The sequence below is a fragment of the Glaciibacter sp. 2TAF33 genome, from assembly GCF_052114945.1.
In the GTDB taxonomy this organism is placed as follows: Bacteria; Actinomycetota; Actinomycetes; order Actinomycetales; family Microbacteriaceae; genus Cryobacterium.
Map to the genome: position 1 here is coordinate 77,588 of NZ_JBFRFS010000012.1, position 14,771 is coordinate 92,358.

Genomic DNA, 14,771 nt, shown 5'->3' on the forward strand with positions numbered 1-14,771 from the left:
ATGACAGCGTCCACAGCCCGCCCGGTGCGCATCGGTGTGCAGCTCGCACCGCAGCACGCGAGCTACTCGAAGATCAGGGACACCGTCGCAGAAGTCGAAGCGCTCGGCGCCGACATCGCTTTCAACTGGGACCACTTCTTTCCGCTCAATGGCGACCCGGACGGCCTCCACTTCGAGTCGTGGACCATGCTCGCGGCATGGGCGGAGCAGACCTCGACCATTCAGATCGGCGCCCTGGTCAACTGCAACAGCTACCGCAACGCCGACCTGCAGGCCGACATGGCGCGCACGATCGACCACATCAGCAATGGCCGCTTCATCTTCGGCACCGGCTCCGGCTGGTTCCAGCGGGACTTCGACGAGTACGGCTACGAATTCGGCACCGCCGGCAGCCGGCTGGACGCCCTCGCGGCAAGCATGGACCGGATCGAATCCCGTTGGTCGAAGCTCCACCCCGCGCCGGTGCGCGACATCCCGGTCCTGATCGGCGGCGGGGGAGAGCAGAAGACACTCCGCATCGTCGCCCAGCACGCCGACATCTGGCCTTCCTTCTCGAACCCCCAGGTGCTCGAGCACAAACTCGGGGTGCTCGGAAGCTGGTGCGACAGGGTCGGCCGCGACCGTGATGAGATCGAGATTTCCACCGAAGTACGGCGGCGCACACCGGAGCAGGGCGACGAGCTGTACGACCTCGGTACGCGACTGTTCACCGTCGGGATCAGCGGACCGGACTATGACCTGGCCCCGGTGCGTGACTGGCTGGCCTGGCGAGACTCGCGCAACACCTAGCCGGTCACGAGGCCGTGCTTCAGCTCACGCCGGAGCGAGGACACCACGGCGGGCAGGTCACCCCAGTGCGCTTCGGCGACTTTCCGCTGGCGTTGGTAGCTGGCCCCGTGGTCGAGGATCAGGTGCAGTTGCCCGAGTTCCACCGAGCAGCCGAGCCGCTCCGCGAAGGGCATGAGGATCCCGATCAACCGGCGCACGTCATCCGTCACCAGGCGTTCGTTGGCCGCAGAGTCGAGGATGATTTCGGCGTCGAGGCCGTAGCGGGCGGCGCGCCACTTGTTCTCCCGAACGAACCACTGCTGCATGGTCGGTACGGCCTCGCCGTCGTCGATCCTGGTGGACATCCATTCGACCAGGCATTGGATGAAGGCGGCGATGGCGCCGAGCTCCTGCACGGTAGCCACACCGTCGCACACCCGCACCTCGATCGTGCCCCAGCGTGGTGCCGGGCGGATGTCCCAGCGCACCTCGGTGACGTCGTCGATGATGCCGGTGCGGGTCATGTCTGCGACGTAGGCTTCCCACGCGGCCCAGTCGGGCAGGTCCCAGGGGACGCCGGCGGTCGGCAGCTGCTGGAACATCAACGCGCGGTTCGATGCGTACCCGGTGTCGACGCCGGCCCAGAACGGGCTCGACGCGGACAGCGCCTGCAGGTGCGGCAGGTAGCTGAGCAGCCCATTCAGGATCGGCATCACCTTGTCCCGGTCTTCGATGCCCACGTGCACGTGGATGCCCCAGATCATCATGTTGCGGCCCCACCACTGGGTGCGGTCGATCAGCTTGTGGTAGCGCGGTTTGTCGGTGACTTCCTGGTCGTACCACTGCCCGAACGGATGCGAGCCGCTGCAGACCGGGTCGACGCCGAGCGGCTCCGTGATCGCGCGCACTTCGGCAAGCTGGCCGGCGACATCCGCCACCGCACCGGCGATGGTGTCGTGCACCCCCGAGACCAGCTCGACGGTATTGAGCAGCAACTCTCCGGTGACCTGCGGGTGGGCGGATCCGTCAGCCGTGCGGAGGCTGTCGAGCACGCGCTCGGCGACCGAGACGAGGTCGCCGGTCGTGCGGTCGACTAGGGCGATTTCCCATTCGATGCCGACGGTGGAGCGCCGGGACGGGGCGAAGTCGATGTCCATGTGCGGTCCTCGGGTCTCGTGCTGGTGCGGTGGGGCACAGTGCGATTATCAAATGCGTGCCAAGTCTGACAGAATGGTTAGTCGAGTTCCGTTCTGTCCGACCCTCTAATCAGACGAACATGAACCCCATTAGACCTCCTGCCGAGTGTGCCCCCACGCTCACGGCAGTCAGTTCGCCAAAACATCTAAGAATCACAGGAGAATTGTGGCTGTCAAAATCCGTCTGAAGCGCATGGGCAAGATCCGCGCGCCGTATTACCGCATCGTTGTCGCCGACGCGCGCACCAAGCGCGATGGCCGTGTCATCGAAGAAATCGGCCAGTACCACCCGACCGAAGAGCCTTCGGTCATCAAGGTCGACTCCGAGCGTGCCCTCTACTGGCTGGGTGTCGGCGCACAGCCGACCGAGCAGGTTGCGGCACTCCTCAAGCTGACCGGCGACTGGGGCAAGTTCAAGGGAGACAAGAACGCCGTCAGCACCGTCAAGGTGAAGGAAGCCAAGGTTGCTTTCGTCGCCGACGAGAAGAAGAAGCCGGTTCTGAAGCCGAAGGCTGAGAAGCCCGCCGCCAAGGAAGAGGCACCTGCTGCCCCGGCCGAGGATGCCGCTGCTGAGGCTCCCGCAGAGGACCAGGCCTGATCTTGCTCGCTCCCGCACTCGAGCACCTCGTCAAGGGGATCGTCGATCACCCTGAAGATGTGCATGTTGCAGCAAAGAACTCACCCCGTGGCGATGTTCTCGAGGTTCGTGTGAACCCCGAGGACCTCGGCCGGGTCATCGGTCGCGCTGGCCGTACCGCCAAGGCGTTGCGTACCCTGGTCGCGGCCCTGGCCGACGGCAAGCGCGTTCGGGTCGACGTCGTCGACACCGATTTCTGAGTTCGTAGTGAGCTCGGTGAACGACAGCACACCACCCGGAACCCAGCTTCGCGTGGGTCGCCTGACCAAGGCCCACGGCCTCAAGGGCGCCATCAAGCTCGAACTGTTCACGGACGACCCGGGGCGACGTTTCGTCCCGGGCGCCGTGTTCACGCTCCAGGTGCCGACCAGCTCACCCTGGCACGGCAAGACCCTGGAACTCGTCGAACTGCGCTGGTACAACCAGCAGCCGGTCGGCTTCTTCAAGGGCGTGGCGGACCGTTCGGCAGCTGAAACCCTCGCCAAGGCGATCCTCTGGATCGACCAGGATGCGGCAGAGCAGTCGGATGAGGAAGACGCCTGGTTCGACCACCAGCTGGTGGGTCTGAAGGTCGTGCGCGACGGGGCCGAGGTGGGCACCATTGCTCGCCTCGAACACCTTCCGGCGCAGGACCTCCTGATCGTCAAGACGCCCAGCGGGGACGTCATGGTCCCGTTCGTGAAAGCGATCGTGCCGAGCGTCGACGTGAAGGCGCGCATCGTCACGGTGACGCCGCCGATCGGGCTCTTCGAGGAGATCCCGGCCGAGCCCGAAGCGGATGCCGAGCCCGAAACGGATGCCGCGGCATCCGCTGGAGACACCGAAGGCTAGAACCAGCCCGGTATTGAAACCAGCCCTGTGGCCTACCGCACCGTATTCACGGTTGCGGTGGGCCACAGCTGGTTGTGATGCGAGTTATTCGGCCTCGATCGCGATGCCGGCCGAGCGGTGGACGGACTGCCAGCGGTGTTCCTGCCGTCTGACGACCGCCAGCAGCGCCCGTTCAACCGCTGGCCAGTCTTCCATCACCCGCCGGTAGGTGACGCGAACGACGATGTAGCCCCGCTCGACGAGAGCGAGATCCCTGGCGCGGTCGCGCTCGTATGCATTCGGATTGGCGTGGTGGCGTCGGCTGTCGAGCTCGACCACGAGCCGGTCGCCCACCAGGAGGTCTATCCAGCCGATCCCCGGTATGTGCGCCTGGCTCCTCACTCTCACGTTGTGCCTGCGAAGATTCAGCCGCACCAGCGTCTCGAGTCCCGAACCGCATCCGGCGTCGACCAGATCCATCATCCATGCGTGCGAATCCGGCAACCCAGCGAGCGCGGCGCGAAGCCGGTTCGCCGAGAGCAGCTTGGAGTTCAGGATGGAATCGAACGCGACGATCGCGTGATCCCGCGGCAGGCAGGTCGCCGCACAGGCTGCGGCATCATCGACCAGGTCGGTCGGCTCATGCGGGTCGAGCAGCTTCCGCCGCCAATGGGTCACGACCGACGGGCCGGCGGGCCAGGATGCGAGCGCAACACCGCGACGCGTCGGCGTGTGCAGCCTGGAGCGGGCGACAGCGACGGCCACGTGTAGTCGGGGGTCCGGCATCAACCACACCCCGTGCACTCGCAGAAGTGAGACACAGCCGAGGCGCCCGCCCACTCGAAGGGCACGCACGGTGTCACTGGAGTCCCCGGGTCGGCAGAACCAGCCCGGCCGGATGCGTTCCACGGCTCCGGTGCGCACCGCCTCTTCCAACGACGCTCGGCTCACGCCTGCGCTCCTCAGCCTGGTGGTGTGCGCCACCCCGTCCAGGGCGCCCAGTGCGTTCAGGGCAGTGATCATGCATCAAGAGTGGCCGCCCTCAACCCGCCCCAACGCCCGGGCTCTCAATCTGTGCACAACTCCTGGCCGAAGCGGGAGCAGCGAATGCAGCTGCGGGGCGATCCATCCGTCCCTGGCGAATTCACAGCCACATGGCTGGCTTCGGTGCGCGGCTGTATCAACCCCGCGGCGCCATCCGCCGTGTGCGAGCGGGAATCGGGGCTGAACTGCGCCGGTGCTGCCGTGCACAACTGAGTATCGCAAGTAGTGCGCGTCGTCGAGGAGCTCGCACTCTCCTAGAATTCGAGACATGCGCATCGACATCGTGACGATTTTCCCGGAGTTCTTCGATGTGCTCGACCTCTCGCTCCTCGGCAAGGCCCGCCAGTCGGGGTTGATCGAATTGGGGGTGCACAACCTGCGCGACTACACCCATGACCGCCACCGCACCGTCGACGACACCCCGTACGGAGGCGGCGCCGGCATGGTGATGAAGCCGGAGCCATGGGGCGAGGCACTCGACGCGGTGATGCCTGACCTGGTCGGCGAGGGCGAAGCGGATGCGCGGGGTCCGGTTCTCATCTTCCCCTCCCCGGCCGGTGAGCAGTTCACGCAGGCGATCGCCCGCGACCTCGCCGCCGAGCGGCACCTGGTGTTCGGCTGCGGCCGCTACGAAGGCATCGACCAGCGCGTCGTCGACCACTACGCCGCCCGCACCCGGGTGCGGCTGATCAGCCTCGGTGACTACGTGCTCAACGGGGGAGAGGTGGCGGTCATGGCCATGATCGAGGCTGTGGGACGACTCATCCCCGGTGTGGTGGGCAACCCGGAGAGCCTGGTCGAAGAATCTCACGAAGACGGCCTGCTCGAGTACCCGAGCTACACCAAGCCGTCGGCCTGGCGGGACCTCGAAGTGCCGCCGGTGCTGCTGAGCGGCAACCACGGCGCCATCGCCGCCTGGCGCCGGCAGCAGGCACTCGAGCGCACCGCCCGCGTGCGTCCCGACCTGCTTCCCGGCTAGCCTCCGTCACCCTTCAGCCTCGGGCGAACTCGGAGGATTCCCGCACCTTCCGCCGCTAGTCTGAAGCCGTGTTGATCCGCAAGGCATTCTTCTACTGGCAATTCATCGCCGTCATTGTGCTGCCCCTGTGGCTGGTGGTCGGCTGGCCGATCTTCGGAGCGGGCGGCTGGAAAGTGCTCGGCGTCTTCTTCGGCGCCGTGGTACTGGGCATCGCCCTCCTCGTGGTCAGCCTCCTGTTCTACGCCCGCAGGGAGGTGCGGGCGATCCGCGCGGTCTCGTGGGTGGATGCCGCGGTGCTCACGGTCTGGCACGCCCTGATCATCAGCGTCGGGTTCTACGCCGCGGCGTCGCCGTGGCTGTCGATCCTGGTGATCCTGGTCGGCATCGGCGCCTTCTGGTTCGCCGTCTGGGAGCTGTACGACGCCGCGAAGCGACGTGTGCGCGCCGTCATCGACGAGATCGAGATCGCAGCGAAACCGGACTACCTCAGGGCTCCCGGCGGCACCGGGCCCGCAGCGGCCGGCCCCGGTGCTCGGTCCGCCGGGTTCGGGACGAAGCCGGACCCGCACGAGGTCATCGTCATCACCGAACGGCCCGCCGAGCACTGACCGCCTGGATCGTCGCGCAGGATCCGCAGGATCCTGGCGCATGATCCGGTCGGAGGTGGGGCGCTTTTGCTGGTTAAGGGCGTTTCGTGGCAGAATAGGCGTTTGTGCCGCGGCAAGCCTCTGCCACAGGGGAGTCAGCGTTTATGCGGCCATTTCATTCACACTTACATCCGTAGTCGACCTGTGGCGGGTACAGAGAGCGAATCAACATGCATATTCTCGACCAGGTGGACGCCCCATCGCTGAAGTCGGACATCCCGGCCTTCCGCGCCGGTGACACCGTCAAGGTTCACGTCAACATCGTCGAGGGCACCCGCTCTCGTGTCCAGGTCTTCCAGGGCGTCGTCATCGGCCGTTCGGGCGAGGGCGTTCGCGAGACCTTCTGCGTACGCAAGGTCAGCTTCCAGGTCGGCGTCGAGCGTACCTTCCCGGTGCACTCCCCGGTGATCGACCACATCGAAATCGTCACCCGCGGTGACGTCCGCCGCGCGAAGCTGTACTACCTGCGCAACCTCCGTGGCAAGAAGGCCAAGATCAAGGAAAAGCGCGACAACTAAGTCCCGCTGTCGTTTTAGCCGAGCTCCTCACCCCGTAAACTGGGTGAGGAGCTCAGGCGGTTAAATGACAGAAAACACTCTGCCCACGCGATCGGATCGCCTGGAAACAGAAACGAAGCGCAAGAAGCGCGGCGTCCTACTATTCATTCGCGACCTCTTGATCATCTTCGTGGTCGCGTTGCTGATCTCGTTCCTGATCAAGACGTTCCTGATCCGCTCGTTCTACATCCCCTCCGGGTCGATGGAAGACACCCTGCTGATCAACGACCGCATCATCGTCAACCAGCTCGAACCCGCGCTGATGCCGATCGAACGCGGCGACGTCGTGGTGTTCCGGGATCCAGGCGGATGGCTCCTGCCGCAGCCAGAGATCCAGCAGAACCCCATCGTGGCCGGACTGGACTGGGCGCTCTCGGTTGTCGGACTGTCCGCGCCGGACAGCAACGACCACCTCATCAAACGGGTGATCGGGTTGCCGGGCGACCACGTCATCTGCTGCAATGCCCTCGGCCAGATGAGCGTCAACGGTGTTCCCCTTGACGAGCCATACGTGATGCTGCCGCCGGGCACAACCGAGGTCTCCAAGGATGATTTCGACGTCGTCGTGCCCAAGGACTCACTGTGGGTGATGGGCGATAACCGCTACAACTCCAAGGACTCCCGTTACAACGGGGACACCCCGGGCAAGGGCTACGTGCCGATCGACAACGTCGTCGGCCGCGCCCTCGTGATCAGCTGGCCGATCAATCGGTGGACCTGGCTCGACGACTACCCGGCGGTGTTCAAGGGAGTTGACGCCGGCGCGGGAAGATCAGGCGCAGCGAAATGATGGCAGTGACCGATCCCACCCTCGAGGTGGAGCGGGAGATGCTCGCCGGGGGAGCCAGCTGCGTGATCGGATGCGACGAGGTCGGGCGGGGTGCGCTGGCCGGCCCGGTCGCCGTGGGACTCGTCGTCATGACCGCAGAGGCCAGGGTGTTCCCGGCGGGCCTCCGGGATTCCAAGCTCCTGAGCGAGCCACGCCGGGAGGTGCTTGCGCCACTCGCGGTCGACTGGGCAGTGTATTCGACCGTCGGCCTGGCCTCCCCGCAGGAGGTCGACACCCTGGGCATCATCGCCTCGCTCGGGCTCGCCGCGAAGCGTGCGCTGACCCAGCTGCACGTGGCCGGTGCCGATATCAACGGAAGCGTGCTGCTCCTGGACGGCAACGACGACTACATCAACAAGGCGCTCTCCACGCCCGTGAATGTCGTCACCCGGATCAAAGCCGATCGTGACTGCGGGTCGGTCGCCGCCGCATCCGTCATCGCGAAGGTGCACCGCGACCGGCTGATGATCCAGGCGCACGCGAACGAGCCGTACTACGGCTGGGCTGCCAACAAGGGCTACGGCAGCGCCGACCACATGATCGCCATCGTGGAGCGGGGACCGAGCGAGCTGCATCGCAAGTCGTGGCTCAAGTTGTCAGCGTAGGATTGAGCCACCATGGAAGAAGACGAATTCGAGGACTACGACCGCGAGGTCGAGCTTGCCCTGTACCGCGAATATCGCGATGTGGTGGGGCAGTTCAAGTACGTCGTCGAGACCGAGCGCCGGTTCTACCTCGCCAATGAGGTGGAGCTGGTCCGCCGCGACACCGAGCATGACTTCTACTTCGAATTGTCGATGAAGGACGTCTGGGTGTGGGATGTGTACCGCGCCGACCGGTTCGTCAAATCCGTCCGGGTACTGACCTTCAAAGACGTCAACGTCGAAGAGCTCGCCGCCAAGGAGTTCGAGTTGCCCAAGGAACTCGCGCTCGACGAGTAACGACTGGCACGGCGGGCGGTCTCTCCACAGGGCCGGATTTGCCGAGTTATCCACTGATCGCTCCGTCTGCGTCCGCACGATGCCCGCCGTTCGTCACGCTGGTGGCGGGAGGTGCTCGTGGCACGCAAAGACGACCTGGGTCGGCTCGGGGAGGACTGCGCCGCCGCCTACCTGACGGATGCCGGCTATCGGCTTCTCGGGCGAAACTGGCGGTGCGCTCAGGGTGAGATCGACCTTGTCGCCGAACGCGGCGGCGAGGTGGTATTCGTCGAAGTGAAGACCCGTTCTGGAGTCGGCTTCGGGCATCCGTTCGAAGCGATCACGGTGCAGAAACTCGCCCGGCTGCGCCGACTCGCCGCGGCCTGGTGCGGTGAGGCACCCGTGCGTCCGGCGAAAATCCGCATCGATGCGATCGCGGTGATCGCGTCAGACGGGGGCCTGTCGGTCATCGAGCACCTCGAGGGAGTGTTCTGATGGGCCTGGCGCGCACCCAGTCGGTCGCCCTGCTCGGACTGGCGGGCTCGCTGGTGGAGGTCGAAGCGGACATCTCGGGCCAGCTGCCCGGGATCGTGCTGATCGGGCTGCCCGACGCCGCGCTCGCAGAGGCCACCCAACGGGTACGGATGGCGGCCAAGAACTCGGGCTGCCCGCTCACGCGCAACCACCTCACCATCAACCTGTCGCCGGCGGCGCTGCCCAAGCACGGTTCCGGTTTCGATTTGGCGATCGCGCTGGCCTGCCTGGCGGCCGACCGGGTGGTGTCGGGGTCATCGGTCGGCAGTGTGGTGCACATCGGCGAGCTGGCCCTGGATGGCAGGCTGCGGCCGACACCCGGCACGCTACCGGCTGTCCTCGCGGCGTCGCGGCTCGGGCATACGACCGTGATGGTGCCGGCCGGAAGCGAGGCCGAGGCGTCCCTGGTTCCGGGCGTCCGGGTTGTCGGGGTGGCCTCCCTCCGGGACGCCGCGATCTGGCACGGCGCCGCACTCGAACCGGTCACGGTGGACGCGATCGCTTCCCCTCCCGACGTGCCGGAGGACATCGCGGAGCTCGACCTGGCCGACGTGGTCGGCAACGACGACGCCATCCTGGCCCTGAAGGTTGCCGCAGCTGGAGGCCACCATGTCTTCATGGTGGGACCCCCCGGTGCAGGCAAGACCATGCTCGCTGCCCGGTTGCCCGGTCTGCTTCCCGACCTCGATCCCAGGGCCTCCCTCGAAGTGAGCTCGATGCGTTCATTGGTCGGCCGCGGCATCGGCGGCGCGTTGGTGACGCGACCACCGCTTGAGGCTCCTCACCACACCGCGACCGCGGCAGCGATGGTGGGCGGCGGCAGCGGCCAGATCCGGCCGGGCGCCGCCGCGCGCGCCTCCCACGGGGTCCTGTTCCTCGACGAAGCTCCTGAGTTTGCCGCGTCCGTCCTCGACGCTCTCCGCCAGCCGCTGGAGTCGGGCATCATCACCATCCACCGGGCCAACTCGGTCGCGCATTTCCCCGGCCGGTTCCAGCTGGTGATGGCCGCCAATCCGTGCCCGTGCGGCCAATTCGGCTCAGCGGACGCTGAGTGCACCTGCCCGCCGTACGCGCGCCGGCGCTACCTGGGGCGCATCTCGGGCCCCCTCATCGACCGCATCGACATCCAGTTAAATGTGCGGCGGATCACCGCCGGCGAGCTCCGACTGGCCTACGACGAGCCCCGCCAGACCAGCGCCATGGCCAGGACGCAGGTCGAGGCGGCGCGGGGCGCTGCCGCCGAGCGGCTCGCAGCGACACCGTGGACCCTTAATTCGGAGGTCCCGGGAACCTGGCTTCGCGCCCGGCGCGCTCGGCTTGACCGAGCGACGACTGGCCTTCTTGACCGTGCGCTTGAGCGCGGGGGCATCACGATGCGCGGCTACGACCGGGTGTTGAAAGTGGCGTGGTCCATCGCCGACCTCGCGGGGATCGGCAGACCCGGCCCTGACGAGGTGGGGCAGGCGCTGTACCTGCGAAAGGGGATGACCTGATGACGATATTCGGGCTGGACGAAGGCACGGTGCGTGATCTGGCGTCCGCGGTCCGTCCGGCGTGGAACGAGGCGCTGAGTGCTGCAGCGCCGCGGAGCAGCCTTGCCGACTCCGCGCGTGACGATGCCGAGTGCCGCACCGACGAGCATCCCGATGATCGTGCCGACGGGCTCGCCGATGAGCGGGTCGATGGCCGCGCGGACCGCACCGCAGACGACCGCGCCGACCTCACCGCAGACGACCGCGCCGATGTCGCCGCCAACAACCCAGCCGACATCTTTGCGCGGGCGGCCTGGAGCACCATCGCGGAGCCGGGTGACGGGATGGCGGGCCTCGTGGTGGGCTGCCTGGGCGCGGCGGGCGCCCTGCGCTCTGTCATCGACCGCTGGGCGCCGGATCGCCTCGCCCTGGCAGTTCGGGAACGTGCGGGCGGCGACGTCGATGACGGGGACGCCGATGAATTCAGGAGGTCTGTCGAGCAAGCCCTTCAGCGGTGGGCGCCGCGGCTGAAGTCGCGCGACGTGATCCTGTGCCTGCGCCAGGCGGGGAGGGTCGGGGCGCGTCTGCTGCTGCCCGGCGACAGGTTGTGGCCTGAGGGCGTCAACGACCTGGGCGCGCATGCACCGCTTGGCCTGTGGTGGCGTGGCGTTCCCGAAGCGTTCGAAGCACTGCCGCAGTCGGTCTCCCTGGTCGGTGCGCGCGCGGCTACTGGTTATGGCGAACATGTTGCGATGGAGGCATCCGCTGGACTCGTCGACCGCGGCTACGCCATCGTCTCCGGGGCCGCCTACGGGATCGATGGGATGGCCCACCGGGCAGCCCTCGCCAGCCAGGGCATCACCGTTGCCTTCCTCGCCGGTGGCGTCGACCGGTTCTACCCGAGCGGACATGACGCGCTCCTCGGCCGAATTGCGGAGTCAGGGGCCGTCATCTCCGAACTCCCGTGCGGGGCAGCGCCGACCAAGTGGAGGTTCTTGCAACGGAACAGGCTGATCGCGGCCGCCAGCCGGGCCACCGTTGTCCTGGAGGCCGGATGGCGATCCGGCTCGCTCAACACAGCCGGTCACGCGGCAGCGCTCGGGCGGCCGCTCGGGGCGGTGCCCGGCCCGGTCACATCACCCACGTCAGCCGGATGCCACCGCCTGATTCGCGAATACGACGCCGTCTGCGTGACCAACGCGTTGGAAATGGCCGAACTCCTCGGTGAGGACCCCGGAGGACGCGGCGGTTCCGGGACTCCCGGCGGTCACGGTGGGAGGGGCGACGCTGACCCGGCCGGAGGCAGAGTTCGCGGCGTTCCCGGGGAACGAGCAGCGGGGCGCACCAGCGATCAAATCCGCGTGCTCGATGCGCTCAGCTCCCGCTCGCCGCGGTCGATAGCGGATGTCGGCCGTCGCGCCGGTCTCGCGACAAACGCGGTTCTCGGTGCGCTGGGCGCCCTTGAACTGGAGGGCGCCGCGCGGGAGCGGGAGACGGGGTGGCTGCGCGGGTGAGGTGACGTTCGTGGCCGCCCGGGTCACGCCTGGCCGCCCGGGTCGCGCCGGCTCTGCGGGGTGTCCGTGGCACGCCATAGTCTGGAGGCAACCGACGAAGGGTGAGAAATGTCAGCCGTCCAGCTGGGCCAGTATCCGCCCCCCACGCACCTCATCGTGCACGTGAGCGACACACACTTCCTGGGTTCCGACGCGCACGGGAACGGACGCCCGCTCCACGGGCGAGTCGACACCGATCGCACGGTGCGCCTGGCGATGGAGCAGCTGGAACGGTCAGGACTCCGTCCTGACGCATTCGTCTTCACCGGTGATATTGCTGACCTGGGCGAGCCTGACGCGTACCGCCGCGTGCGCGACCTGGTCGAGGCAACGGCCGACCGGCTCGGCGCCCAGCTGGTCTGGGTGATGGGGAACCATGACGAGCGCGCAGCATTCCGCAGCGAACTGCTCAGGGAAGAGGGGTCGTCGGATCCCGTCGACCGAGTTTTTGACATTCGCGGCTTGCGGATCGTGGCACTGGACACCACTGTGCCCGGCTATCACCATGGCGACCTGACCGACGGGCAACTCGACTGGCTGACCGATGTCCTGGCGACACCGGCGGAACGCGGGACGATCCTCGCCCTGCATCATCCGCCCATCCCGACCCCGCTGGCATTGATGAACATCCTGGAACTGCGGCGACAGGAACGCCTTGCCGAGGCGATCGCCGGCAGTGACATCAGGGGTATCCTGGGCGGCCACCTGCACTATGCAACGCACAGTCTCTTCGCCGGAATTCCGGTGTCCGTCGCCGCTGCCACCTGCTACACGATGGACCTCAGCGCACCGGAGCGAGAACTCACCGGGGTGGACGGCGGCCAGGCGATCAACGTGGTCGAGGTGTACGACACGCAGCTCGTCCACGCTGTCGTCCCGCTGGGGGATTTCCCCACGGTGTCCCATTTCGACTCCGCGTTCCTGGACCGGATGGAGCAGTTGAACGCGGAGGAACGCGCCGACGCGTTCTCCCGCAAGGTGTGACAGGCAGCATGTCGAGCGTTGCGCCGCGCGATATCGCCGGCATGCCCGATGCTGGAAGGGTGCACATCCAGGCCGCGATCGACGACTTCCTCCTCTACCTGACGAGCGAGCGCGGCTTCTCGATTCACACCGTGCGGGCGTACCGCACAGATCTTGCCCAGCTCGCCGGCTTCGCGGCCACTCGTGGCGTTGAGCGACCGGACGACGTGACCCTTGAGCTGCTCCGCGACTGGTTGTGGGGGAGCACCCAGGCCGGCTTGGCACGCTCGACGATCGCCCGCCATTCCGCTTCGGCTCGGAGTTTCACCGCCTGGTTGGCCCGCACCGGGGTCACCCCCGTCGATTCCGGAGTGCGGCTGCGCTCCCCGAAGCCAGGGCGCACCCTGCCCCGGGTGGTCAACCAGTCGCAGATGAGTGAGCTCCTGGCGTCGCTCCAGCTGCGCGCGGCGGGCGACGACGCAGCAGCCCTCCGCGACCTGGCCATCATCGAGCTGCTGTACGCGTCAGCACTCCGGGTGTCAGAACTGACCGGGCTCGACGTCACCGACGTCGACCTCGACCGGCTGACGGTGCGCGTGACGGGCAAGGGGTCCAAGGAGCGCGTCGTTCCGTTCGGGGTGCCTGCCCAGTCCGCCATCGTGGACTACCTGCGGCGCGGCAGGCCGGCGCTGGCCGCTTCGCCGCTCCCGAACGCCTCCGCGACCGCCACCGAGCACGCCGCACCCGCGCGGACCAGCTCCAGGGATGCCGCTCCGCGCCCCGGCTCGTCGGCCCTGTTCCTCGGCTCTCATCGGAATCGGCTGGGCGTACGCGCCGTATACCGACTGGTCGCCGGTCTCCTGGCGGATCTCCCGGGTACCGGGCCATCCGGCCCGCACGCCCTGCGCCACACGGCGGCGACCCATCTCCTCGACGGCGGAGCCGACCTCAGGGCCGTACAGGAGATGCTCGGGCACGCCAGTCTTGGGACCACGCAGATTTACACGCACGTGTCAGGCGAACGCTTGAAAGCGACGTACCGAACCGCTCACCCTCGCGCCTGACCGTCCACGGCGCACCGTCGTCCGTGCGCGACGATCCTCGGGCCATCAGCCGTCGTCCAGGGGCAGCAGCACAGCCCGGGGAATTCTGCCGAGCATCAACATCGGCGACACGTACTGCCCGTGCAGCCGCACGCCGAAGTGCAGGCAACCCGACGCGCAATGCCCTCCTGACGCCACCACGCCGATGACCTGGCCGGCGCTCACCCATTCCCCTGGCGAAACGGCCGGCAGCACCGGTTCCACGCTGGACACGAGGTCAGCGTGATGGGCGATCGACAGCACCGGTCGGTCGACAACCACGCCGGCGAATGAGATTTGCCCCGCTGCCGGTGCGAAGACCGGGGTTCCCGGTGTTGTCGCGACATCGATTCCGCGATGCCCGGCCGCGTACCGACTCCGGGGCGCTTCGAATGCCCGCGCGACCGTGCGCGGTGCGGCGACCGGCCAGGTCCATTCACCGGCGGCATTCGCGGCACCGGGGGAATTCGCGTCACCGGCATCCGGCAGGCCGGTGGCCCCCCGCACCGACCTGGTCACCTCGCCGCTCACACCACCCTGATCATTCACACCACCCTGACCTCTCACACCACTCAAACCGCCCAGCACCACCACGCCGACCGGCGGTGCGACGGCCGAGGCAAACACCGCCGGCGCCACTACCACCGCCGCAACGAGTCGAATGATCACCCGTCCAGCATGCTCGCCGGCGTCCCTGGAATCCGCTCCGGTGCTCTGATCCGTGGACAGTTCCTGCGTCAGCCCGCTTGTGGAGGACGGTGTCCGTCGGCCGCCCCGGCG

Annotated in this window: 18 protein-coding genes; 15 read left to right on the forward strand and 3 right to left on the reverse strand. The window is 67.3% G+C overall.

The features are described 5' to 3' along the window. Positions 1–789: an LLM class F420-dependent oxidoreductase gene (locus tag AB4Y94_RS13825; protein ID WP_441728425.1), complete on the forward strand. Its 789-nt coding sequence runs from the start codon at positions 1–3 to the stop codon at positions 787–789. On the opposite strand, the gene AB4Y94_RS13830 is transcribed toward AB4Y94_RS13825, so the two are convergent. Then, positions 786–1,925: a glutamate--cysteine ligase gene (locus tag AB4Y94_RS13830; RefSeq protein ID WP_441728426.1), complete on the reverse strand. Its 1,140-nt coding sequence runs from the start codon at positions 1,923–1,925 to the stop codon at positions 786–788. The two genes, AB4Y94_RS13825 and AB4Y94_RS13830, sit on opposite strands and share 4 nt — an antisense overlap. 205 nt (positions 1,926–2,130) lie before the next feature. Here AB4Y94_RS13830 and rpsP point away from each other — a divergent pair, with 205 nt between their 5' ends. From rpsP to rimM, 3 genes are read left to right on the forward strand one after another with little or no spacing between them, the layout of a single operon-like run. Next, positions 2,131–2,562: a 30S ribosomal protein S16 gene (rpsP, locus tag AB4Y94_RS13835; protein WP_441728427.1), complete on the forward strand. Its 432-nt coding sequence runs from the start codon at positions 2,131–2,133 to the stop codon at positions 2,560–2,562. A 2-nt stretch (positions 2,563–2,564) separates the two neighbouring features. Then, positions 2,565–2,801, forward strand: a complete 237-nt coding sequence (locus AB4Y94_RS13840; RefSeq protein ID WP_441728429.1) for an RNA-binding protein — start codon at positions 2,565–2,567, stop codon at positions 2,799–2,801. Positions 2,802–2,817: 16 nt separating this feature from the next. After that, on the forward strand, positions 2,818–3,432 hold the full coding sequence (gene rimM / locus AB4Y94_RS13845) for a ribosome maturation factor RimM (protein ID WP_441728430.1): 615 nt from the start codon (positions 2,818–2,820) through the stop codon (positions 3,430–3,432). An 84-nt stretch (positions 3,433–3,516) separates the two neighbouring features. On the opposite strand, the gene AB4Y94_RS13850 is transcribed toward rimM, so the two are convergent. After that, entirely contained in the window at positions 3,517–4,434 is a 918-nt protein-coding gene (locus AB4Y94_RS13850; RefSeq protein ID WP_441728432.1) for an endonuclease domain-containing protein, read from the reverse strand. Between the two features lie 289 nt (positions 4,435–4,723). Between AB4Y94_RS13850 and trmD the strand changes: the two genes are divergently transcribed. The 11 genes from trmD to AB4Y94_RS13905 all read left to right on the forward strand — a co-directional run bounded on the left by trmD (position 4,724) and on the right by AB4Y94_RS13905 (position 13,973). Continuing rightward, complete coding sequence (trmD, locus tag AB4Y94_RS13855) at positions 4,724–5,434, forward strand: tRNA (guanosine(37)-N1)-methyltransferase TrmD (protein ID WP_441728433.1); 711 nt, start codon at positions 4,724–4,726, stop codon at positions 5,432–5,434. 68 nt (positions 5,435–5,502) lie between these two features. Beyond that, the gene (locus tag AB4Y94_RS13860; protein WP_441728434.1) at positions 5,503–6,042 is read left to right on the forward strand and encodes an MFS transporter; all 540 of its coding nucleotides are present in this window, start codon (positions 5,503–5,505) and stop codon (positions 6,040–6,042) included. Between the two features lie 209 nt (positions 6,043–6,251). Next, on the forward strand, positions 6,252–6,599 hold the full coding sequence (gene rplS / locus AB4Y94_RS13865; RefSeq protein WP_441728435.1) for a 50S ribosomal protein L19: 348 nt from the start codon (positions 6,252–6,254) through the stop codon (positions 6,597–6,599). A 64-nt stretch (positions 6,600–6,663) separates the two neighbouring features. Beyond that, positions 6,664–7,428 carry a signal peptidase I gene (gene lepB, locus AB4Y94_RS13870; RefSeq protein ID WP_441728436.1) on the forward strand — a complete coding sequence of 255 codons (765 nt, stop codon included), beginning with the start codon at positions 6,664–6,666 and terminating at the stop codon, positions 7,426–7,428. Next, positions 7,428–8,072 carry a ribonuclease HII gene (locus tag AB4Y94_RS13875; protein ID WP_441728528.1) on the forward strand — a complete coding sequence of 215 codons (645 nt, stop codon included), beginning with the start codon at positions 7,428–7,430 and terminating at the stop codon, positions 8,070–8,072. The genes lepB and AB4Y94_RS13875 overlap by 1 nt, the downstream gene beginning before the upstream one ends. 12 nt (positions 8,073–8,084) lie before the next feature. Continuing rightward, entirely contained in the window at positions 8,085–8,408 is a 324-nt protein-coding gene (locus AB4Y94_RS13880; protein WP_441728437.1) for a DUF2469 family protein, read from the forward strand. A gap of 117 nt (positions 8,409–8,525) precedes the next feature. Continuing rightward, a complete protein-coding gene (locus tag AB4Y94_RS13885) occupies positions 8,526–8,882 on the forward strand; it encodes a YraN family protein (protein WP_441728438.1) in 357 nt (118 codons plus the stop codon). Further along, complete coding sequence (locus AB4Y94_RS13890) at positions 8,882–10,414, forward strand: YifB family Mg chelatase-like AAA ATPase (protein ID WP_441728440.1); 1,533 nt, start codon at positions 8,882–8,884, stop codon at positions 10,412–10,414. Before AB4Y94_RS13885 ends, AB4Y94_RS13890 begins: the two co-directional genes overlap by 1 nt. After that, positions 10,414–11,907 carry a DNA-processing protein DprA gene (gene dprA, locus AB4Y94_RS13895; protein WP_441728441.1) on the forward strand — a complete coding sequence of 498 codons (1,494 nt, stop codon included), beginning with the start codon at positions 10,414–10,416 and terminating at the stop codon, positions 11,905–11,907. The genes AB4Y94_RS13890 and dprA overlap by 1 nt, the downstream gene beginning before the upstream one ends. Before the next feature lie 108 nt (positions 11,908–12,015). Further along, positions 12,016–12,930, forward strand: coding sequence for a metallophosphoesterase (locus tag AB4Y94_RS13900; RefSeq protein WP_441728442.1), 915 nt, complete (start codon positions 12,016–12,018; stop codon positions 12,928–12,930). An 8-nt stretch (positions 12,931–12,938) separates the two neighbouring features. Beyond that, a complete protein-coding gene (locus AB4Y94_RS13905; protein WP_441728443.1) occupies positions 12,939–13,973 on the forward strand; it encodes a tyrosine recombinase XerC in 1,035 nt (344 codons plus the stop codon). 45 nt (positions 13,974–14,018) lie between these two features. On the opposite strand, the gene AB4Y94_RS13910 is transcribed toward AB4Y94_RS13905, so the two are convergent. Continuing rightward, entirely contained in the window at positions 14,019–14,660 is a 642-nt protein-coding gene (locus AB4Y94_RS13910; RefSeq protein ID WP_441728444.1) for a murein hydrolase activator EnvC family protein, read from the reverse strand. Positions 14,661–14,771: the final 111 nt, after the last annotated feature.